The sequence below is a fragment of the Streptomyces sp. NPDC053426 genome, from assembly GCF_055585405.1.
This window is the reverse complement of sequence record NZ_JBVJKE010000024.1, coordinates 62099-82456: the sequence shown is the minus strand read 5'-3', so window position 1 is coordinate 82456 and position 20358 is coordinate 62099. Positions and strand designations below refer to the sequence as shown.

Below are 20358 nucleotides of genomic sequence, written 5' to 3'. Positions count from 1 at the left end.
TGGGCAGTCCTTAGGGCTGCCCAACCACCGTGCGGCCGGATTCTCCGGCTGCTTCCGTAACTTGATTGATCTTCCAATTCTCGTGAACCGGATGGGTACAAAACTCATGATGTTTGGCATAGGCACCTCAAAACGGGGTGCTGGGGGTGTGCGGCGGTGGGGGCGACGCCTCGTCGTGCCCACAGTGGCGTTGGCGCTGCTGGCCCCAGTCGGTCAGCTGCCGGCCGCGGTGGCCGGCGAGCAGGGACTGGGGCGCCCTGATGTGCCCAAACCCCGCGTGAGCAAGGTCGAAGAAGTCAAGGGCCTGGGCGCGAAGAAGGCACGCCAGAAGGTCTCCGAGGGCAGGAAGGCCGGCGAACAGCGAGCCCGCAAGGCCAAGGAAGAGCAGACAGCTGCCTGGCCCAAGCCCGACACGGCCACCACGACACTCTCCGCGAACAAAGCGACCAAGGTGGACCTCGCGGGAACGCCTGTTGCCGCGCAGCCGGTGAAAAGCCGGAGCATGTCGGCGGCCGCAGGGTCCGTGGACTTCACGGTCCTCGACCAGAAGGCCGCCCGCAAGACCGGCATCACCGGTGTGCTCTTCACGGCCAGCGCCGACACCGCCGGTACGGCGGAAGTCAGCGTCGACTACAGCGACTTCGCATCCATGATCGGTGGCGGCTGGTCGGAGCGCCTGCGTCTCGTGCAGCTGCCTGCCTGCGCGTTGACGACTCCGTCAAAGACGGAGTGCCGCAAGCAGACCCCGCTCTCCTCAGCCAACGACTCCGCACAGCAGACCGTCTCTGCGCAGGTCCCGCTTGCCGAGACCACGTCCGGCGCCTCCACGCAGCTTGCCTCGGCGAACGGACTCACCGGTGTCACCGTGTTCGCGGTGACCGCTATGGCTGCGGGAGCGGGGGCGTCACCCAAGGGGACCGGCGACTACTCCGCAACCGGACTCGCGCCGTCGTCGTCGTGGGAGGCCGGCGGCAGTTCGGGTTCGTTCACCTGGAATTACGACCTGACTTTGCCCCCGGCCGCGGCCGGCCCCGCACCGAGCCTGGGCCTGTCGTACGACTCGGGCAGCATCGACGGACGCACCGCCTCCACCAACAACCAAGGCACTTCAGTCGGTGAAGGGTTCGCCCTCACCGAGTCCTACATCGAGCGCACTTACAGCAGCTGCGACGACGACGGCCACGACAAGGTCTTCGACCGCTGCTGGAAGTACGACAACGCCCGCCTCGTCCTGAACGGCAATTCCAGCCGCATCATCAAGGACAACACCACCGGTGCCCATCGTCTGGAGAACGACGACGCCTCCACGGTGAAGCGCTCGACCGGCGCGGACAACGGGGACGACAACGGTGAGTACTGGACCGTCATCACCGGCGACGGCACGAAGTACGTGTTCGGCCTGAACAAGCTCGAGGGGGCAGCCGACCAGCGTACTAACTCCACCTGGACGGCACCGGTCTTCGGTGACGACTCCGGCGAGCCCGGCTACGACAAGGGCAGCACCTTCGCCGACCGCTCGCTGACCCAGGCCTGGCGGTGGAACCTCGACTACGTCGAGGACACCCGCGGCAACGCCTCGACCTACTGGTACACGAAGGAATCCAACCACTACCCCAAGAACAAGGCCGCTACCGCCAACACCTCTTATGTCCGCGGTGGTTACCTGAACGAGATCAAGTACGGGCTGCGCAAGGAGGCACTGTTCACGGATGACGCCGATGCGAAGGTGACCTTCTCGTACGCCGAACGTTGCACTGTCACGGACTGCGCGGAGCTGACCGAGGACACGGCCAAGCACTGGCCCGACGTCCCCTTCGACAGCATCTGCACCAGCGGCGACACCGACTGCAATGCCGCAGGCCCGACCTTCTTCACCCGTAAGCGCCTCACCGGAATCCACACCTTTTCGTGGAACGCCACCACCAGCAAGCACGACCCGGTCGACTCATGGGCGCTGACCCAGGAATACCAGGACGCCGGCGACATCGGGGACACCACCGACCATGTCCTGGTCCTCAAATCGATCAAGCGGACGGGCAAGGCCGGCACCGCGATCGACGTCAACCCGGTGGTGTTCACCTACCAGCTGCGCCCCAACCGGGTCGACGGTACGGATGACATCCTGCCCCTCAAGCGCCACCGCATCGAGACGATCACCTCGGAGACGGGAGCGATCACGACGGTGACGCTGTCGGCGCCAGAGTGCAAGCGCAGCGAGGTCCTCGAAGCCGCGCAGGACTCCAACACCCGCTCCTGCTACCCGCAGTACTGGAACATCAACGGTGCCACGGAAGCGTCGGTGGACTGGTTCCACAAGTACCGTGTACTCGCGGTCGGAGTTGCCGATCCGACCGGGCAGAACGAGACGGTCGAGAACGCCTACGACTACTCGGGCGCCGCATGGCACTACGCCGATGACCCGTTCACGCCGAAGGACGAGCGGACCTGGTCCGAGTGGCGTGGTTACCGCGACGTCACCGTGTACGCCGGCGCGCTGGGCACCACCCGTTCCAAAACGGTCTCCCGCTACCTGCAGGGCATGCACGGGGACAAGAAGAAGGACGGCACCACCAGGACCGTCAGCGTCGAACCGCTGATGGACACCGACGCCGACTTCGCCGCCCTGACCGACAGCGACCAGTACTCGGGCCAGATGCTGCAGAAGGTCGCCTACAACGGCAGCCAGCCCATCTCGACCTCCTACACCAACTACACCTCCAAGAACACCGCCACGCAGACGGTGCCCGACGCGGCCGCTCACACCGCGCGCTGGACACGACCCAACACCTCCTACGCGAGCACCTACCTGACCGCGTCGAAGTCCTGGCGCACCCACGTCATCACCAACCGCTACGACGACCTGGGCATGGTCAGAGAAGTCGACGACTACGGGCAGAAGGGCCTGGGAGGTGACGAGACCTGCACCCGCACCTGGTACGCCCGCAACCTGGATACCGGCATCAACAGCCTGGTCTCGCGCACCCGGACCGTCGGCAAGCAATGCTCCACCGCCGACACCGCACTCGACCTGCCCGCCGACGACAAGCGCCGCGGTGACGTCCTTGCGGACGCAGCGGTCGGCTATGACGGTGCGAGCACATGGTCGGAGTCGATGAAGCCGACCAAGGGACTGGTCACCTGGACCGGCCGCGCCAAGAGCTATGCCTCCGGCAGCCCGAGCTGGCAGACGATCACCAGCAGCGCCACTACGGACTTCGACACTCTCGGCCGCCTCACCAAGGTGACCGACGCGGACGGTCAGCCGACCACCACCGCCTACACCCCGGCCACCGCCGGCCCGCTCACCAAGACCATCACCACCAACCCACTAGGGCACAGGAACACAAGCTTCCTCGACCCGCGCCGGGGCCAGGCGCTGCGCACGTACGACGCGAACCTGAAGAAGACCGAACTCGCCTACGACGCACTCGGCCGGCTCACCTCCGTGTGGCTCCCCAACCGCTCGAGCGCCAGCCAGAGCCCCAGCTCCAAGTTCGCCTACCACATGGACAACAAGAACCCGTCCTGGGTGTCCTCCTCAACCCTGAAGAAGGACGGCGAGACCTACACCACCAGCTACGCCATCTTCGACTCGCTGCTGCGCCCCCTGCAGACCCAGTCGGAGACACCTCAGGGTGGCCGCCTGCTGACCGACACCCGCTACGACACCCGTGGTCTCCCGTACGAGTCCTACGCGGACATTTTCGATACCACCAGCACTCCCAACGGCACCTACACCCGCGCCGAATACGGTGAGGCACCTAAGCAGACCGGAACGGTCTTCGACGGGATCGGCCGGGCTACCAAGACCACCCTGCACGTCTTCGGGGTCGAGAAGTGGTCCACCACCACCAGCTACACCGGTGACTCCACCGCCATCACCGCCCTGGACGGTGGCACCGCCACCCGCACCATCACCGACATCCGCGGCCGTACCCTCGAGACCCGTGAATACGCTGGTGGCGCCCCGGCCGACCCCCAGTACGGTGACAGCCCCGGCACCAGCTACGCGTCCACGAAGTTCCACTACACCCGGGACGGCCTGCAGACGCAGATCACCGGCCCGGACGACGCCAAGTGGTCCTACACCTACGACCTGTTCGGCCGCCAGATCACAGCCGTCGACCCGGACCAGGGCAAGAGCACCACCGAGTACGACGCGCTCGACCAGGCCGTCAAGTCCACCGACTCCCGCGGCAAGGCAATCCTGACCGCCTACGACGTCCTCGGCCGTTCAACCGGGACCTGGGCCGGGTCCAAGAACGACGCCAACCAGCTCACCGCCACCAGCTACGACAACCTGCTCAAGGGCCTGCCGGACAGCAGCACCCGCTACGTGGGCGGGAAGAGCGGCCAGGCGTACACCAACACGATCACCGAATACGACACGCTGTCCCGCCCGGCGGTCAGCAAGCTGGAACTCCCCTCCGACGATCCGTTCGTGAAGGCCGGTGCACCGGCGACGCTGGAATTCGAGACCGCCTACAACCCTGACGGCACCCTCAAGCAGACCAAGGAGCCGGCTCTGGGGGGCCTGCCCTCCGAAATCGTCGAGTACGACTACAACAAGCTCGGGCAGGTCACCTCGGTCGGCGGTTCCACCGGCTACCTCCTGGACGCCGAGTACTCGCCGATCGGCCAGCCCACCCAGCTCACGCTGGGCACCGCCAACACGGACGACCACAAGAAGTCCTACATCAACAACCGCTACGAGCAGGGCACCGATCGCCTGATCAGCAGCTACGTCACCGACGACACCCACGGCTACCAGCTGCAGAACCTCAACTACACCTACGACCAGGCCGGCAACGTCACCTCCATCGCCGACCCCACGACACTGGGCGGCACCAGCAGCGCCGAGACCCAGTGCTTCGCCTACGACGGCCACCGCCGCCTCATCGAAGCCTGGACACCCAGCTCCCAGAAGTGCTCCGACACCCGCAGCACCAGCAACCTGTCCGGCCCGGCTCCGTACTGGACCAGCTACACCTACAACAAGGCGGGCCAGCGCACCACGGAAACCACCCACAAGACCGCCGGTGACACCAAGACCACCTACTGCTACACCAAACCCGATCAGCCACACTTCTTGACCGGCACCACCACCAAGGGCGACTGCACCAGCCCGGAGAAGACCTACACCCCCGACGCGACCGGGAACACCACCAAGCGCCCCGGCGCAACGGCGATCCAAGACCTTGCGTGGTCCGAAGAAGGCAAGCTCGCCAAGCTCACCGAGAACGGCAAAGCCACCGACTACCTCTACGACGCCTCAGGCGAACTGCTGATCCGCAGCACCGCCGGAGGCGAGAGGGTCCTGTACGCCGGCGCCACCGAACTCCACCTGCGCGCCGACAGCACCACCTGGGCCCAGCGCTACTACACCGCCGGTGGCCAGACCATCGCCACCCGCTCCAACGAAACCCTCAGCAACAAGCTCACCTACCTGGCCGGCGACCACCACGGCACGATGTCCCTGGCCATCAACGCCGACGCCACCCAGACCTACAGCAAGCGCTACACCAGCCCCTTCGGCGCCGAACGCGGCAAGCCCACCGGCACACCCTGGCCCGACGACAAGGGATTCCTCGGCAAAACCAACGACGAAACCACCGGTCTCACCCACATCGGCGCCCGCGAATACGACCCGGCCATCGGCCAGTTCATCAGCGTCGACCCCCTCCTCAGCCTCGACCAGCCACAGTCCCTCAACGGCTACAGCTACGCCAACCAACACCCCGCCACAGCCTCCGACCCCACCGGTCTCAAAGAAGGCTGCGGCGCCACCTACGCCGTCAGTTCCTGCGGCAATATCCCTGGAAATTCGGGAGTCAACAACGCAGTCAGCGGAGGCAACCCCGGCAGCCCCGGAAACTCCGGCAGCAAGAAGCCGTACGGCGGCGCGATCGGCGGATACCACGACGTCGGATACGGTCCCTCGCAGGTACGTCATTCGTCGCCATGGACGCCACCGCCGCCGACCTACTTCGAAGTCGTTGCCGCACCGGGACCCGAACCCGACCAGTTCGAGAAAGCCTTCTCCACGGCCCTCGCGAACCTGCAGTCCGACCGGATGACCAACTATCTGCCGATCAATGAAATCATGGCACTGGCCGGCGCGTCGGTCTGCGAGGAATACATCGAATGCTCCAAGGAGCTGTACAACTACTTCGTCTGGGACCTTCGCTACTCGCCGGAATACATCGAGTCAATGGGCCCCATGGTCGGAAGTATCGGAGGAACCCCGTACAGCCTCCGGGGCAAGGGGAACCCCCCGGCGAGCGGACCGTGGAAGGAATCTCGCGGAATCTCATGCAACAGGTGCTTCCTCGCCGGGACTGACGTCCTCATGGCAGACGGCTCCACAAAAGACATCGAAGATGTAGAGCTGGGCGATGAGGTACTGGCAGCCAACCCGGAAACCGGAGAGCTGGGCCCTCGCAAGGTAACTCGTCTCATCCGCACCGAAGACGACAAACACTTCAACACACTCTCCATCACCACCGACGACGGTATAGAAGAGCTCACGGCGACACACGAGCACCCATTCTGGTCACCCTCAGAGCAGAGCTGGATAGCAGCCGGCGACCTCACGTCGGGCATGACCCTGCTCACCGATGACGACCGGACCGTCATCGTCACAGCTAACAAGCCCTTCACACAGCACGCTCGCACGTACAACCTCACTGTCGACGACCTCCACACGTACTATGTGCTGGCGGGCGAGACTCCGGTACTCGTTCACAACAGCAACTGTTGGAGTGTCAAAGCAAGAATGCGTGCAGCCGGTCCGGGGGAGGAATTCGGTCTGCCGAACCAAGGTCGCATTCGATATGTGCCTCCGAAGGGCTACAATCCCGCGAACCCCTTGCCGCGAGGTCGTAACGGTGGATACGTTGACCGATTCGGTAACGAGTGGACGGTGGGTCCATCGCGCACCGAGGGGCATCCTTTCGAGTGGGATGTTCAGTTGTCGCGTCAAGGGCGCGAGAAGATCGGTTGGCTCTCTCGCGATAATCGCCACGTCAATGTAGACCCCTTTGGGGAGGTGACCCATAGATGAGGGAGTTCGATTTCGATGAAGTCGTCACCGTTCTTGAAACCAGCCACACCGTAGAACTCGGAGTTGCTGGCGCCACAGGGGCGATTTTGGGCAAGAGTCAAGGAGTCGACGAGAGGATCTACGCTGTCCTCATCGGGGATGAAACGACCATGCTCCCAGAGTCTGTCCTCGTGTCGACCGGGCGCTACATCGATCCAGATGAGGTGTACAGCGGTGAATCCATCAAGGTTCAAGCAGAAAGGTATCCGGAAGAAGGGGTGGAGTAATTAAGGCCCCCGGTTCTTCGCTGTCCGGAATCCTGAGGTCGGGTTAGGCTGCACCGATGTTGGGATTTACTTCGGTGGATTTGAATCCTCCGAATGGTGTTGTGGGAACTGGCTGGGCGAGCGATATATATTCGTATCGCTCGCAAAGTTGAAGCCCCGTCAGGCTACGCCTGACGGGGCTTCTGCGTGGAGTGACGGCAGTAGTTGACGGCAACGTCAGCGGATGGCGGCGGCTCGGGGCGGTGGTTCGTTGGCGCCAAAGCCGGCAGATTCCCCATAGCCAAGGGTCCCCGTGGTCTTCGGGCTGCCGAGTGCGGTGCTGAGGGTGTTGATGGCGTCGTGTTGGAGGCGGAGTCGGACGTGGGCGTACACGGTGGCGGTCACGCCGATGTGGGCATGCCCGAGCAGCTCCTTGATCACGACGAGTTCGACGCCCTGTTCCAGGAGGAGCGTCGCCGTGGTATGGCGGAGGTCGTGAAACCGGATGCGGCGGAGGCCAGCCTTGCGAAGGAGGGTGGTGAAGGCGCGGGTGATGTTGGAAGGGTCGATCGGCTTCCCGGTCGGTGTTGTGAAGACGTACCTGCTGTCCTGCCACTCGTCGTCGGCGGCTTCTCGCTCGGCTTCCTGCTGTTCGTGGTGGAGTTTGAGCGAGTGCAGGCAGCGGATGGGGAGGGCGATGCGCCGTTCGGAGGCCCGGGTCTTGGTGGGCAGGGTGGCCAGTCCGTGGGTGCTGGTGCGCTGGAGGGTGCGGCGGATGGCGGCGGTGCCGTTGTGGAGGTCGAGGTCGTTCCAGCGCAGGCCGAGGAGTTCGCCCTTGCGGAGCCCGGCGTGGAGGGCGAGTTCGAACAGTGCGGACAGCCGGTGGCCCTGGGCGGCGTTGAGGAGTTGGCGGGCTTCGTCGGCGGTGAGGGGTTCGAAGCGGCGGGGCCGGGGTGTGCCGGTGCGGACGTTGCGGGCGACGTTGCGTGGGATCTCTTCCTCCCTGACGGCGTGCTCGAGCGCGGACTTGAGGACGGAGTGCACGTAGGTCAGCGTCAGCGGCGACAGCACCTTCCGGCAGCAGTGGCCGGCCGCGCAGCAGCGGGGCTGGTTGCGCCGGGTGTCGAGGCCGCCTGCACAGCACTGGCACTGGGTGCGGAGCTGGTCGAGCCAGGCGCGGACGTCCTTGGCGGTGAGCCGGGTGAGCTTCTTTTTGCCGAGGCCGGGGGTGATGTAGCGGTTGACGCAGGACACGTATCGGGTGTGGGTGGTCTCGCGGAGGTGGTGGACGGCGACGTTCTCCAGCCAGTACGTCAGGTAGGCCCCGAGGCTGCCTTGTGTGGAGGGGATGGGGAGGCCGCGGTTGCTGGCGGCGATCTTCTCGGTGAGCTTGGCGAGGGCTTCGGTGCGGGTGGTGCCGTAGACGCGGATGCGTTTACGGGTGTTGCTGGGGGCGAGGACGTATCCGGCGGCTTCCCAGCGGCTGTCCTTGCGCTGGTAGACGGTGCCGTCGCCGTTGGCGCGGGTGCGGCGGGAGGGGCTGGTGGCGCGGGGTGTGGTCATCAGGAAGCGGCTTCCTGGTCGAGGCGGGTGCGGATGAAGTCGGTGAGGGCGTGGGTGGGGATGCGGCGGGCGCGGCCGAGGGTGATGGAGGCGAGTTGCCGGGTGCGGATGAGGTCGTAGACGGCGGTGCGGCCGAGTTGGAGGCGTTCCATGACCTGGGGGACGGTGAGGAGTTCCGTGCCGGCGCTCACGCGACGGCCCCGCCCGGACAGCACTGGTCGGCCGGTCAGTGGAGTGACCGACCGGGTGACCGGCGCGGTCACCGGAGCGTTCCGGGCGTCGGGTTCGGGCCGGTTGCTCGGGTTGGGTCTGCCGCGTTGCGGCCAGGAGGTCGGCGAGGTGTTCGAGTTCGGGCAGGAGGCCGGCTCCGGCGTACTGCCAGTGGGAGATGACCAGCGTTGTGTCCGAGTCCACGCGCTGACCGCTGATGTTGCGGTGACCGGGGGCCAGGTCAGTGGAGTGTCCAGCCTGGTCACTGACCGGACTGCCGCCCGTCCGACCGGCCTGCGTCTGAGTCGACGCCGGGGTGGGGGTCTGGGCGTCGGGTCGGCCGGTTCGCCAGGCGGCGCGTTCGGCTCGGAGGTGGGCGAGGGCGGTGGAGTGGTGGCGTGCGGGTGGAGAAGTGGCCTCGGAAGCCGAGCATGTGGGCCCATCGGCGCAGGCGGAGGTGGGCGTGCTGGGGCCTGGTGGCGAGGTGCCAGGCGGTATGGATCATGCGGCGGGCGTGGTCGGTGATGTCGTAGGTGGCGAGTTCGGCGAGTAGGCGGAGGCGGCGGTCGAGGGTGCCGGTGGTGGTCTCGGCTCCCTTGGTGGCGTATTTGGCGATGTAGGCGGCGACGTGCCGCTCGGTGACCGGGCCACCACCGGTGAAGTCCGTGCCGCGGATCGCGCGGACGTCGATCTGCCGCCCAAACCGGAACACCGATTGATCGCCCTCGCTGGCCTGCCGGACCCCGGGCGCGTCACCGGCGGGCTGCTGCTGGCCTTCATGCGTGACGCGGGTGCGTGTGGCGGCGGCGCGGACGGCGTGGTCGAGGAGCTGGGTGGTGGCCCAGGCGGGCGGGGTGCTGGTGGGGCCGGTGGGTCCGTCGAGGCGGATGACGGCGTGGAAGTGGACCTGGCCGCGTTTTTGGTACTCGGCGACCTTGGCGTAGGAGAGGGTGGCGTGGTGGCGCAGGGCCCGCTGCGTCAGCCCCGCCGCCTTTGCGATCTCACGGCGTAGGTGGGTGGTGAAGCGGGCCCACAGCGCCGGGGCGTGCGCGTTCCACAGGATCGCGCCGGTGTAGTCGTAGCGGTCGGGGTCGAGCGGGGTGCCCAGCAACCGGTCGTCGTCGGAGTGGACTTGGCCGCAGTGACAGCGGCCGGTGTCGGGCTGGTTGTGGACGGGACCGAAGCCGGGTGCGGTGAGGGTGGCGAAGACGCGCGGGTGCGCGGCGACGCTGGTGGGGACCGTCTTGCCGCCACGTAGTCCGGCGGCTATGAGCTGGTAGGTGTCGTAGCGGTAGACGGTGGAGCAGGCGGGACAGCGGGTGACGCGACGGTTGCCGCAGCGGACCAGCAGTTCGCCCGCCGGGAGTTGGCCGGCATCGAAGTGGTCGAGGACCTCGCCGGTTGCGCTGTCGAGTCGGGTGCGGTGCCCGGTCAGGCGGACCGGGTGCGCGCAGCCGCCGAGCGTGCTGATCTGTCGTGCGAAGGGCGCGAGTTGGCCGGCGGCGGCGAGCTTCGCCAGCCTGCCGGTCAGCCTCGCGCGGCGCTCCAGCGCCGACCGCCCTGCCGGTGAGGCGGTAGCGTCCGCCGGGCAGGTCGGCGTCGTGAACGCCGACAACGGACGCGAGGCGGCTGGAACGGTTGTGGAGTAGGTGAGTTGGAGCTGCGCGGGCATGCCGGAAGGGGCCTTTCGGCAGGAGTGCGGAAGCGGTACGGCGCGGCGCGACGTGGGCAGGCCGAAGTGATCGGCCACAGGGGAACAGGGCGCCTCGAAGTTGGGCGCGGGGGCCGGACCAGGGGGCCTGGTCGGCGGGGCGCGGTGGTGATCACCGGCGGGTGCGTGACGTTAACATCGGCCCACTGGCGCATTCAAGTGCATCCCTCCTGTTTCCTTTCTTGTGGGTGGTGGGACGCGGATAGTGTGGGGCCGGTTTCCCGGTTTGGACGGGCCGGATTGTGCTGGTAGAGGGCGTGGAAAGCGGGGGTGACCGGCGTGGTGGTGGGACGGCGCGGGCGCAGGCCGGCGGGCAGTGGGGTGCGGCTGACGTTCGAGGTGATCGCCGAGACCCTGCGGGAGCGGATCCGCGCGGGTGGACTTGGCGCGGGGGATCCGCTGCCGACGCAGGCCGTGCTGATGCGGGAGTTCAGGGCGTCGAGCCTGACCGTGCAGAAGGCCATGGCCCTGCTGAAGCAGGAGGGGTGGGCGGTCTCCCGCCCCGGCAAGGGTGCCTTCGTCGCCCACCAGGACCACCCCGACGGCGCCGATGACCTCGACGGCCCGGAGGCGACTGCACCCGCCGACGGCACGACGGCCCGCGTCGAGACGCTGAAACGGGAACTGGCCGACGCCGTCGAGCAGCTGGCCGACCTCCGCGCCCGCGTCGAGGCCCTGGAGGCGGGCGGCGGCGGGCCGGGCCGCTGACTCGTCGTGCCGGGACGCTGGTCAGGGCTGTGCGTTCAGATTTTCTCTACGAGGTTCAAGTCGTGCGCCGGAGACGTGACCTGAGCACGGGCAAGCTGACGGTCGAACGGATCCATCTGGTCACGAGCCTGCCGCCCGGCGCAGAACTCGCGGCCTGGATCCGCGGCCACTGGCGCATTGAGAACCAGCTGCACCACGTCCGCGACCGCACCTTCCACGAAGACGCCTCGCACATCCGTACCCGCCACCTGCCCCGCATCATGGCCGGCCTGCGCAACCTCGCCATCGGCATCCACCGCCAGGACGGCCGCACCAACATTGCCGCCGCCCTCCGCCACACCGGCCGAACCCACCTGCGGTCCCTCACCACCCTCGGACTCACCTGACGAACCCGGACACAAGATCACTTCTCAAAGACCCTGGCCCGGCCCCAAAACCTTGGCAGACTACTCCGCAGGCACAGTGCGCATTGGGGGTGCGGATGGAGGGGATCGGTCTTGCCGCGGCGATCGAGGAACTGCGGCAGGAGCTCTATCAGGCGCAGGATCTGGGGGCGGACCAGCAATTCGCGTTCGGCATCGAGGAGGCCGAACTGGAGCTGCAGTTGGAGCTGCGCAACAGCGGCAAGGGGGACGGCAAGGTCAGCTTCGGTGTGGCGACCGTCGGTGCGGGCGGTGAGCACTCCACCGTCCGCACCCACAGACTGACGCTGAAACTTTCGGTCCGGGACCGGGCCCGCGGCGGCTCCAGCCCCGAGATCAGCGACACCGAAACCGGGTCCTGGGACGAGGAGTGATGGACCCACACAGACTGGTGCTGATCCGCAGCGGGACCACGCGGCTACGCCATCGCGTCGGCTCCGGCTATCTCGTCGCACCCCGCCTGGTGCTCACCGCCGGACACATCCTCCGGGATGGCGAAAGCGGCGCCTACTGGGAGGAGAACCAGGTCAGAGTGGGACACCCGGGCCGCGGCGAGACGCTACGCACCGGCGCGGAGCTGATCTGGACCCATCCGCAGAACCTGGACGTCGCCCTGCTGCTCACACACGACGAGATCGACGTACCGGGGTCGGTTCGATGGGGTCACCCCGTGGGCACGGCCCCGCTGCGCTACGAGGGACTGGGCTTTCCGCTGGCATCCGCGGAAGACGGTCGTGACGCCGAACACCTCCGAGGCGTCCTGCCTCCGCTGTCCTCCGGGGCTCGCGGCCTCTACGTGCTCGACCAGGAGCCCGCACCTAACCTCCGCGACGACGGCCGCAAGGCCTGGGGAGGCGCCTCGGGAACCGCAGTGTTCTGCGAGGACCACCTAGTGGGTGTGGTGATCCGCGACGACCGGTCCTACGGCAACCGCCGCCTGCGGGCCCTCCCGGCGCATTGCTTCGTCCAGGACGACGACTTCGAGGCACTCCTGCGGCGGTACGCCGATGGCCCACTCCGCCTGACTGAGATTGGCGCCGCCCTCCCGACGGCCCAGCCCGCGGCGGAACGCAGCCCGGCCGAGCAGGAGACCGAGCGGCTCCTGTGGTCGGTGCTCGGCGGCCGGATCACCTACGCGGAACATGCCCGCGTCCTCGCACGGCGGCTCGGATATACCGTCCCTGACAGCCATGAACCGACTATGCCCGACCTCGCGGCACTCGTGGCGGCCCATCCCCGCGCACTGCCCTCCCTGAGCAGCACCTTGGCCCCGGCCCTCACCGGCGAGGCCGAGCGCACCCGCCTGACGGACGTCCTCACCCGCGCCCGTGCCGGCGGACTGTGCCTGCTCCTGTCCCAGGACGAGTGCGAGCACTTACTGGAACTGTTCCGCGGCATCTGCAAGGAGCAGCCCACGCTGATACCTCGCGCCGCCCGCGAAGCCCTGCGCTACGCCTGGCTGCCCGACCCGCTGAACCGCACGCATCTCTGCGCCGACGACCTCGAACACGTCGTCGAGCACCTGGAGTCCGTCTCCGACAGCGAGCGCGTACCGGACGGCACACCGCCCGTACCGGCCTTGCTCCGCCTGGCCGAATGCGTGGCCGCCGCCCTGGGAAGGGAAGCGGGCGCGGAGCTGCGCAGCTGGTCCGATCAAGTGGCCACCCGGACCGGCATCCATCCGGCAGCGCTTGCCGAGCGTCGCACCGACGCCGGCCGCTGGGCCGCCCGGCAGTCGCCCCCCTTCTCCCGCGTCGTCGTCGAAGTTTCCCGCGCGCAGACCGAACCGCACGAGAGCTACTACTGCCGCATCCTGCTCGCCCGCGCCGACGGCACGCACACCTCCCTCCACGAGGCGGAGAGCGCACCGAGGACACCCGAGGAAGTGGCCCGGCGGGTACGCGACGCCGTCGAGGTCGTCGCGGACGAGCTCGGCCCGACGGCCGCGCCCCACGCGACGGTTCTGGTGGCCCGCGACAGCCTCCATCTGCCCATCGACGAATGGAATCCCGGAGCACCCAACGAGTTCGTGCCCGACCAGCCGATCGGCGCCGAGTTCTGCATCACCCTGAGCTGCCCAGAAATGAGCGACCTGGTGCGCGGCAGAGAACGTGAGCACCGGCGGCGCTGGGAGAACGGACACGCGGCCCCCTTGGTGGTCGACGACGAACGTGTCACTCGGCCACGGCTTAGGCGGCTGCTGCAGACCACTCACCGTGACACCACCCAGGTCGTGCTCCACGGTTCCCCGGAACAGCGGGACACACTGCTCGAGCTCTGCCTGGCGCTCGGCGTCCCGGTCGTCCTCTGGGACCGGCGTGCTGACTGCCTTGCGGACGCGGCCGGGCTGCAACAACTGGACCCCACCGGCCCGCTCGCCGATCTGCCCGAGCGGGTCCGCGTCTTCCGCGGGACGGCGTTTGACGAGCCGGAAACGCTCCCGGCGCGCCCCGCACTCGTATGGGAGGAACATGGCCGGCGGCCGCGGCCCGAATCGCTGACCCTGCAGGACCCCCCAGAAGGAGCCCACGCGTCATGACCGCCGCAGAATCCGCTGCCACCGGCCACCCCACCCCGCCCGGCGACGGGGACTGGCGGCTCTTCCGGGGCGATGGAGCGCCCCGCACAGTCACCTTCCCGCCCGCCCCGCCATGGCGTCGGCTCCACCCGGAGGAGCCCGACAGCTCGCGGACCGCACGCCCCCGCCCGTACCTGATCGACCCCGACGACGCGGACATCGTCAACGCCGCCCTCCACCTGCGCCGGCCTCTGCTGGTCACGGGACACCCCGGTACCGGAAAGTCCTCCCTGGCCCACGCGATCGCCCACGAACTCGCCCTCGGCCGCATCCTGCACTGGCCAGTCAACAGCCGCTCGACCCTGCAGGACGCTCTCTACCACTACGACGCGATCGGCCGACTGCGGGAAGCCAACCTCCGCCGGGACACGGACGACTCCGAACCCGGCATCGGCCAGTACGTCCGGCTCGGACCTCTGGGCAACGCACTGTTGACCCGGGACCGGCCCAGGGTCCTGCTCATCGACGAACTGGACAAGGGGGACGTTGACCTGCCCAACGACCTGCTCACCGTGTTCGAGGAGGGCGAGTTCGAGATTCCGGAGCTCAGCCGCCTCCCCGAGGCACACTCCACGGTCCACGTCCAGACCGACGACCCGGACACGCCAGCCCCGGTCGTCCGCGGCCGCGTCCGCTGCCGTGAGTTCCCCGTCGTGGTCATCACCAGCAACGGTGAACGCGAGTTCCCGCCCGCCTTCCTCCGACGGTGCGTCCGCCTCGACCTGCCCGAGCCTGACGAGGGGCGGCTGCGGGACATTGTTGCCGCGCACCTCGGCCACGAGGCGCTCCACGACATCGACGACCTGCTGGAGGAGTTCCTCGGCCGCCGCGCGCCCGGAGAACTCGCGACCGATCAGCTCCTCAACGCGGTCTACTTGCGCAAGGGCGGCATCGATCTGGACGCCGGCCGACTGCTCGACGCCGTTCTGCACCAACTCAGCGGGGCGGTATGAGGGCATGCTCACACGTCTGAGAGAGATCCTGGCCAGGAGCGGCGTCAACCTTGCCAACGAAGAACTCCTCGACGTCCTGTGGCTGGCCAGGAGCCTGCCGAGCGACGTCGCTCCGTTGGCGCGACGTCCGGCCTTGGCCGCCCTTTTACGGCAGGCCGCCGAGCAGGGTGAGCCCCGAGCCCCCGGCGCGGACGATCCCGCGCAACTGGGCGTGCACCCGCCACTGGACAACGCCCCGCACTACCTGTTCCCCCTGCACGCGGCCCCGCGGGGGAAAGAGAGTGGCAGGCCGGAGCCGGCCCCGCACCGGGCGCACGCCGTACGCACCCCGGGCCCTCATGTCCTGCCCAGCCGTCATCTCACGCTCGGCAAGGCGTTACGGCCGTTGCGGCAGCGGCTCCCCGATCGGCGCCGTCAGGTACTGGACGTGGCACGGACGGTGGACGCCATGGCCGAGACGGGTCTGCCTGAGACCGTGACGAGCCCCGCCCGTAGCCGCTGGCTCTCCCTCGCCCTGCTGATCGACGACGGCGTGTCCATGGTCCTGTGGAAGCGTCTGGCCTCCGAGATCCGCACACTGATGGAACGGGCCGGAGCCTTCCGTGACGTCCGCGTGCTCGGACTGAACACCCGAGGTCCCCACGCCCCGTTGCTGAGCAACCGTCCCTACCGGCAGCAAGGTTCCTACTTTCCGCCGGCCGCGCTCTGCGACCCCACCGGCGGCACCCTTGTCCTCGTGGTCAGCGACGGCGTCGGCGACGCCTGGTGGGACGGCCGGATGAGCGAGGCGGCGGCCCTGTGGGCCCGACGGCAACCCACCGCAATCCTGCAGGCGCTACCCGCCCGGCTCTGGGCAAACTCGGGTATCACGACTCGGCCGTGGCACGTCACCAGTGTCCGCAGGGGCGGTCCCACCACCGCCTGGCACGTCACCGACCCGAGATTGCCAGCGGATCTGGTCGGCTTCGACTCCGTCCCCGTCCCGGTGCTCGAACCCACACTGGCCGCCGTCGGCGAATGGGCCCAGCTGGTCGCCTCACCGAGCGCGACGGCGGTGCTGCCGCTGTGGGACATTGGACGGTCCGTCACCCAGCCCCAGCGCGCCGAGACCCGGCAGGGTCCGGACGCCGAAGCCGTCCTGCACTTCCGTGGCGCGGCCAGCCCGGAGGCGTATCGGCTCGCCGCCCACCTCGCGGCCGTGGCGCCTGTCACTCCACCCGTCATGCGCATGGTGCAGGAGGCCCTGGGCCCTCCGACAAACACCGGGCACCTCGTGGAGGTCTTTCTCGGCGGCCTCATGCACAACGCCGCCGCAGATACCGCCGGTCGGTTGCCGCAGCCGGAGTTCTTCGACTTCTCCGACGACGCACGACGCATCCTCCTCGGCACGCTCCCTGCCCGCGAGCTGCTGCGCACCACACGACTGATCGCCGACCGCCTGGCAGCGCGTGTCCGGCACTCACCAAGCTTTACCGCCTGGGTGGCGCACCCGGGAGGTGCCGCCGCCGTCGGCGTACCCGAACGGGCCTTCGCCCAACTGGAGGAGCGGCTGCTGAAACGCCTCGGCGTCGCCACGCACACCGACGCCCCACCCGCCGACCGGCCTTCCCTGGCCCCGGAACCCCTGGAACCTCGGGAACGGGACCGGCCACAGTCACCTGTGGCTCAGCGGACGGACACCAGGCCCCCTGCACCGTCCTCCGTGGAGGACACGAAGGACAAGATCCTTCTGGTTGACGACCAGCCGGAGAACCTGCTGGCCATGGAGGCCGCCCTGTCCGCGCTCGACCAGACACTCGTCCGCGCCTCGTCAGGGGAGGAAGCGCTCAAGACACTGAACGACAACGAATTCGCCCTCGTTCTACTCGCCATCCAGATGTCGGGAATGGATGGCTATGAGACCGCTGCACATATCAAGCGCCGTTTGCGGACTCGCGACACCCCAATCATCTTCGTCAGCGCGTACGAAATGAGTCCCCACGCCACCTTCCGAGGGTATGCGGCCGGTGCCGTGGACCATGTGTCGCGGCCATACGATCCCTGGGTACTGCGCGCCAAGGCGGCCGTCTTCGTCGACCTGCACCAGAAGAACGTGCAACTGCGCAAACAGGCGGCCTTATTGCGCACCGGAACCGCGACCGATCTGCTGGCGCAGCTATCCACCCTGTTGTCCGACGCCGAGACGCAGGCACACGACCTGACCGGACAGCTCCAGGCACAGGCACCGAGCGCGGCGGTGAGGACCACGGCCGCCCGCCTGGAACGCGCGGTCAGGAGCCTGCGCCAGGTGCTGCAAGACGCGTTGGGGCTGCAGGAAGAATCTGGCGCCCCGCCCGCCCCGGCTTCCCTGTACTCACCACGACATCGAGACCAGTGAAGGGAGCCCGGCCGTGCGCGATCGTGCCGCTGTCGCCGCTCCCCGTTCCCGGTCCTTCCGGTTCAGGGCGATCCTGGTGTCTTCGTTCGGCCGGTGACCGCGGCACGGCCGGTCCCAGGCGCCCGTGACGCGTCGCTCGCCGCCCCTGCCCTTGTCGAACGCCGTTCGAAAGAGCCACATGTGGTCGGACACTGAGCTCTTTCCATCATCGGCCTGAGCTCGCCAGATGTATGGTCAGGACGGCTTGGACCAGGCTTGTGATGCGGGTGGTCGAGCACCGTAGTTTGCGGAGGAGTCGCCAGGACTTGAGGGTGGCGACGGCCTGCTCGACCAGGGCCCGGATCTTGGCGTGGGACCGGTTGACGGTCTTCTGACCGTCGGAGAGCGTCTCCCAGCGTCCCCAGTACGGAACGCGGACTGTGCCTCCGGCACCTCGGTATCCCTTGTCCGCCCAGCACGTGATGCCGGCGCCCGTGAGCATGCCGACGATGCCGTGTTCACGGGCGGCCCGGACGTCATGGACAGCGCCGGGAAGAGCCGGCGATGCCCACAGCAGCCGACCGGACGGATCAGCCAGAACCTGCACGTTCATCCCGTGCTTCTTGTGCTTCCCGGAGTAGAAAGGGCGGTCCGCGGCGATCCGGTCGATGGGCAGCAAGGTGCCGTCCAGCAGTACAAGCGCCTTGGTCGATGCCGTACGGGCAGCCTCCTCGAGGGTCGGGGCGAGTGCGGCCAAGAGGTCGACAGCCTCGGCGACGTATCGGTAGGCGGTGGTGGTGCCGACACCGAACCCGGCCGCGAGCTGGGCGTAGGGGTGGCCGTTGCGGAGGTGGGCGAGTGTGAGCAGAGCCTGCCGGCGCGGAGTCAGGCGCCTCCACCGACTACCGAGCTCCCGGCGGTGTTGGCGGAGCTTGGCGGACAGGAAGCGCAGGGCAGAGCTGGACACGTCGACGCCGGACGGGTACACGAGCACACGAAGCCTCTGGAGGAGACGGATTTCTTGGTCGAAGACCCGTCTAGCAGGGGCTTCACCTGCCTGTCAGCCCAACTGGCCTACGCATCTGCCGGGTTGGAGTCGACTCAGTCCCTCAAGACCCAGATCGGCGGTCTGCTCGCGACGGACTTTCTCCACCTCGACACCATCGGCCTGCATCGCTTGTACGCCCTGCTCGTCAAAGCATCGTGGGAGCTATGCCGACGGCCGCCCCTCGGCATCGGAGTCCGCCGATCATTCCGGGCGACAGTCCGGACCAGCGGGTGGCACCATTCGGCCATGTGGGAAGACTGCCTGGTCGGCTACACACGCTGTGTCCACGTCACCGCTGACGCCGCCGACGTGTACCGCCAGGCCATGCGGCTGTACGCGCTGATGGAACACCGCGGCGAGGAGGCGGAACTGCTGGCGCACCTGGAGAGCGTCGACGAGGTCCGCCGAATGGCGGGGGCGCTGCCGAACTCCCGCTTTGTGCACCGCCCTTACCCTGGCGCCCGACCCTCTTGCGGCGCCGGCGGCTGCGAACCGGACGTGCCGGTCATGGACGACCGTGAACTGGAGGCACACCTGCCGCTTGAGATGTCGGCACGGTTCGCACCGGGGACGGCCGAGGACCGGGTCATCGCGGCACTGGGCGACAACGGCAACGCGGTCTTCCTCGTATGGCCGGGCCGCTGGCCGGACAGACCCGAGCACGGCCTGCACGGCTTCCGCCACGACGCGGTACAGGTCGCCTTCCGCAGCGACCACTCCGACCCTGCACTGCCGTCCGGCCGGCACGCGGTCCACGTCCACGTGTCCAAGGAGTCCGGCCACCGCGGCGTCGAGTATCTGGCTGCGCAGGCAGGCGTCCACCCGTGACCAACTCGGCGCTCGTGCACGCCGCCGTCCGGTCCGCATCACCGCACTCGTCCAAGCCGTCCTCGCCCTACATCTGACCAGCTCAGCGTGAAGTTGGAAAGAGCTCACTGCGCCCTCGTACATCGACTAGAGCGTGTCTCCTTGATCGCCTATAGGCTGGGGCGTTTACGGGTGGTTCATGGTGGTGCCGTCAGGGTTCCGCCCGAAGGCGGCCTCTAGAACGGCGGGGAGGTCCTCCTCAGGGACCGTGGTGCGCACGTCCGCCAGAACCCGGGGAAAGTCGTCATCGTCGATGACGCCCATGTGCTCCTGACGTAGTTGATAGACGATCTCGACGAGCTCCGGTCTCAGCCGCATCCAGGCACGGGAGCTACGGATCTCTTCATCAACCTGGTGCATGAACCAGCGCATGACCTCGTACGGGACGTCAGTGTGTTCTGCGCTCGGGTTGAAGCACACCGTCGGCTCCCGTGCCGGATCCTCGTCGGGGACAATCGCGGTCACGAGATTCCGTTGCCCGGCCACGAGATCCAGTTCCAGATACCAGGCGTCATCGGGCACGGAGTAGATTGCGGTGATCGCATAGTCGCCGTCGGGGTGTCGAAAGACCATTGCCGCATGCTGCCATGCTGGGCTGAGGACGTGCCTCTCCAAATAGTGCGGCCCAACGTCC

General features: G+C 67.8%; 14 protein-coding genes and 1 pseudogene. 10 read left to right on the top strand and 5 right to left on the bottom strand.

The genetic code is table 11. The features are described from left to right. The first annotated feature begins 175 nt into the window (after positions 1 to 175). Entirely contained in the window at positions 176 to 7063 is a 6888-nt protein-coding gene (locus tag ACZ62B_RS34555; protein ID WP_469693393.1) for a polymorphic toxin type 17 domain-containing protein, read from the top strand. Then, on the top strand, positions 7060 to 7329 hold the full coding sequence (locus ACZ62B_RS34550) for a hypothetical protein (protein WP_469693391.1): 270 nt from the start codon (positions 7060 to 7062) through the stop codon (positions 7327 to 7329). The genes ACZ62B_RS34555 and ACZ62B_RS34550 overlap by 4 nt, the downstream gene beginning before the upstream one ends. A gap of 216 nt (positions 7330 to 7545) precedes the next feature. On the opposite strand, the gene ACZ62B_RS34545 is transcribed toward ACZ62B_RS34550, so the two are convergent. From ACZ62B_RS34545 to ACZ62B_RS34535, 3 genes are all read right to left on the bottom strand, one after another. Beyond that, positions 7546 to 8871, bottom strand: coding sequence for a tyrosine-type recombinase/integrase (locus ACZ62B_RS34545; protein ID WP_469693389.1), 1326 nt, complete (start codon positions 8869 to 8871; stop codon positions 7546 to 7548). Further along, positions 8871 to 9062, bottom strand: a complete 192-nt coding sequence (locus ACZ62B_RS34540) for a helix-turn-helix domain-containing protein (RefSeq protein WP_469693387.1) — start codon at positions 9060 to 9062, stop codon at positions 8871 to 8873. The genes ACZ62B_RS34545 and ACZ62B_RS34540 overlap by 1 nt, the downstream gene beginning before the upstream one ends. A 281-nt stretch (positions 9063 to 9343) precedes the next feature. Then, positions 9344 to 10753 carry a replication initiator gene (locus tag ACZ62B_RS34535; RefSeq protein ID WP_469693385.1) on the bottom strand — a complete coding sequence of 470 codons (1410 nt, stop codon included), beginning with the start codon at positions 10751 to 10753 and terminating at the stop codon, positions 9344 to 9346. Between the two features lie 309 nt (positions 10754 to 11062). Between ACZ62B_RS34535 and ACZ62B_RS34530 the strand changes: the two genes are divergently transcribed. The 7 genes and pseudogenes from ACZ62B_RS34530 to ACZ62B_RS34500 all read left to right on the top strand — a co-directional run bounded on the left by ACZ62B_RS34530 (position 11063) and on the right by ACZ62B_RS34500 (position 17830). Further along, the gene (locus ACZ62B_RS34530; RefSeq protein WP_469693383.1) at positions 11063 to 11500 is read left to right on the top strand and encodes a GntR family transcriptional regulator; all 438 of its coding nucleotides are present in this window, start codon (positions 11063 to 11065) and stop codon (positions 11498 to 11500) included. A 62-nt stretch (positions 11501 to 11562) separates the two neighbouring features. After that, the gene (locus ACZ62B_RS34525) at positions 11563 to 11886 is read left to right on the top strand and encodes a hypothetical protein (protein ID WP_469693382.1); all 324 of its coding nucleotides are present in this window, start codon (positions 11563 to 11565) and stop codon (positions 11884 to 11886) included. Between the two features lie 95 nt (positions 11887 to 11981). After that, entirely contained in the window at positions 11982 to 12296 is a 315-nt protein-coding gene (locus ACZ62B_RS34520) for a trypco2 family protein (protein WP_469693380.1), read from the top strand. After that, complete coding sequence (locus ACZ62B_RS34515; RefSeq protein ID WP_469693378.1) at positions 12296 to 14461, top strand: VMAP-C domain-containing protein; 2166 nt, start codon at positions 12296 to 12298, stop codon at positions 14459 to 14461. The genes ACZ62B_RS34520 and ACZ62B_RS34515 overlap by 1 nt, the downstream gene beginning before the upstream one ends. Further along, positions 14458 to 15453 carry an AAA family ATPase gene (locus ACZ62B_RS34510; RefSeq protein ID WP_469693377.1) on the top strand — a complete coding sequence of 332 codons (996 nt, stop codon included), beginning with the start codon at positions 14458 to 14460 and terminating at the stop codon, positions 15451 to 15453. The genes ACZ62B_RS34515 and ACZ62B_RS34510 overlap by 4 nt, the downstream gene beginning before the upstream one ends. A 4-nt stretch (positions 15454 to 15457) precedes the next feature. Continuing rightward, positions 15458 to 16897 (top strand): annotated as a pseudogene (locus ACZ62B_RS34505) (SAV_2336 N-terminal domain-related protein); the annotation flags it as partial. A 258-nt stretch (positions 16898 to 17155) separates the two neighbouring features. Beyond that, the gene (locus tag ACZ62B_RS34500; protein ID WP_469693422.1) at positions 17156 to 17830 is read left to right on the top strand and encodes a response regulator; all 675 of its coding nucleotides are present in this window, start codon (positions 17156 to 17158) and stop codon (positions 17828 to 17830) included. A gap of 205 nt (positions 17831 to 18035) precedes the next feature. Here ACZ62B_RS34500 and ACZ62B_RS34495 read toward each other — a convergent pair whose 3' ends face one another. Next, the gene (locus ACZ62B_RS34495) at positions 18036 to 18803 is read right to left on the bottom strand and encodes an IS5 family transposase (RefSeq protein ID WP_469693376.1); all 768 of its coding nucleotides are present in this window, start codon (positions 18801 to 18803) and stop codon (positions 18036 to 18038) included. 300 nt (positions 18804 to 19103) lie between these two features. On the opposite strand from ACZ62B_RS34495, the gene ACZ62B_RS34490 reads away from it, so the two are divergent. Next, positions 19104 to 19685 (top strand): hypothetical protein, encoded by a 582-nt coding sequence (locus tag ACZ62B_RS34490; protein WP_469693375.1) that lies wholly within the window; start codon positions 19104 to 19106, stop codon positions 19683 to 19685. A 165-nt stretch (positions 19686 to 19850) separates the two neighbouring features. On the opposite strand, the gene ACZ62B_RS34485 is transcribed toward ACZ62B_RS34490, so the two are convergent. Then, on the bottom strand, positions 19851 to 20297 hold the full coding sequence (locus ACZ62B_RS34485) for a hypothetical protein (protein WP_469693374.1): 447 nt from the start codon (positions 20295 to 20297) through the stop codon (positions 19851 to 19853). Positions 20298 to 20358: the final 61 nt, after the last annotated feature.

Bases quoted from the DNA above. Each gene is read 5' to 3' on its own strand.
- ACZ62B_RS34520 (WP_469693380.1), top strand. From the start codon at position 11,982: ATGGAGGGGATCGGTCTTGCCGCGGCGATCGAGGAACTGCGGCAGGAG.
- ACZ62B_RS34515 (WP_469693378.1), top strand. From the start codon at position 12,296: ATGGACCCACACAGACTGGTGCTGATCCGCAGCGGGACCACGCGGCTA.
- ACZ62B_RS34510 (WP_469693377.1), top strand. From the start codon at position 14,458: ATGACCGCCGCAGAATCCGCTGCCACCGGCCACCCCACCCCGCCCGGC.
- ACZ62B_RS34535 (WP_469693385.1), bottom strand. From the start codon at position 10,753: ATGCCCGCGCAGCTCCAACTCACCTACTCCACAACCGTTCCAGCCGCC.
- ACZ62B_RS34545 (WP_469693389.1), bottom strand. From the start codon at position 8,871: ATGACCACACCCCGCGCCACCAGCCCCTCCCGCCGCACCCGCGCCAAC.
- ACZ62B_RS34485 (WP_469693374.1), bottom strand. From the start codon at position 20,297: ATGGTCTTTCGACACCCCGACGGCGACTATGCGATCACCGCAATCTAC.
- ACZ62B_RS34490 (WP_469693375.1), top strand. From the start codon at position 19,104: ATGTGGGAAGACTGCCTGGTCGGCTACACACGCTGTGTCCACGTCACC.
- ACZ62B_RS34550 (WP_469693391.1), top strand. From the start codon at position 7,060: ATGAGGGAGTTCGATTTCGATGAAGTCGTCACCGTTCTTGAAACCAGC.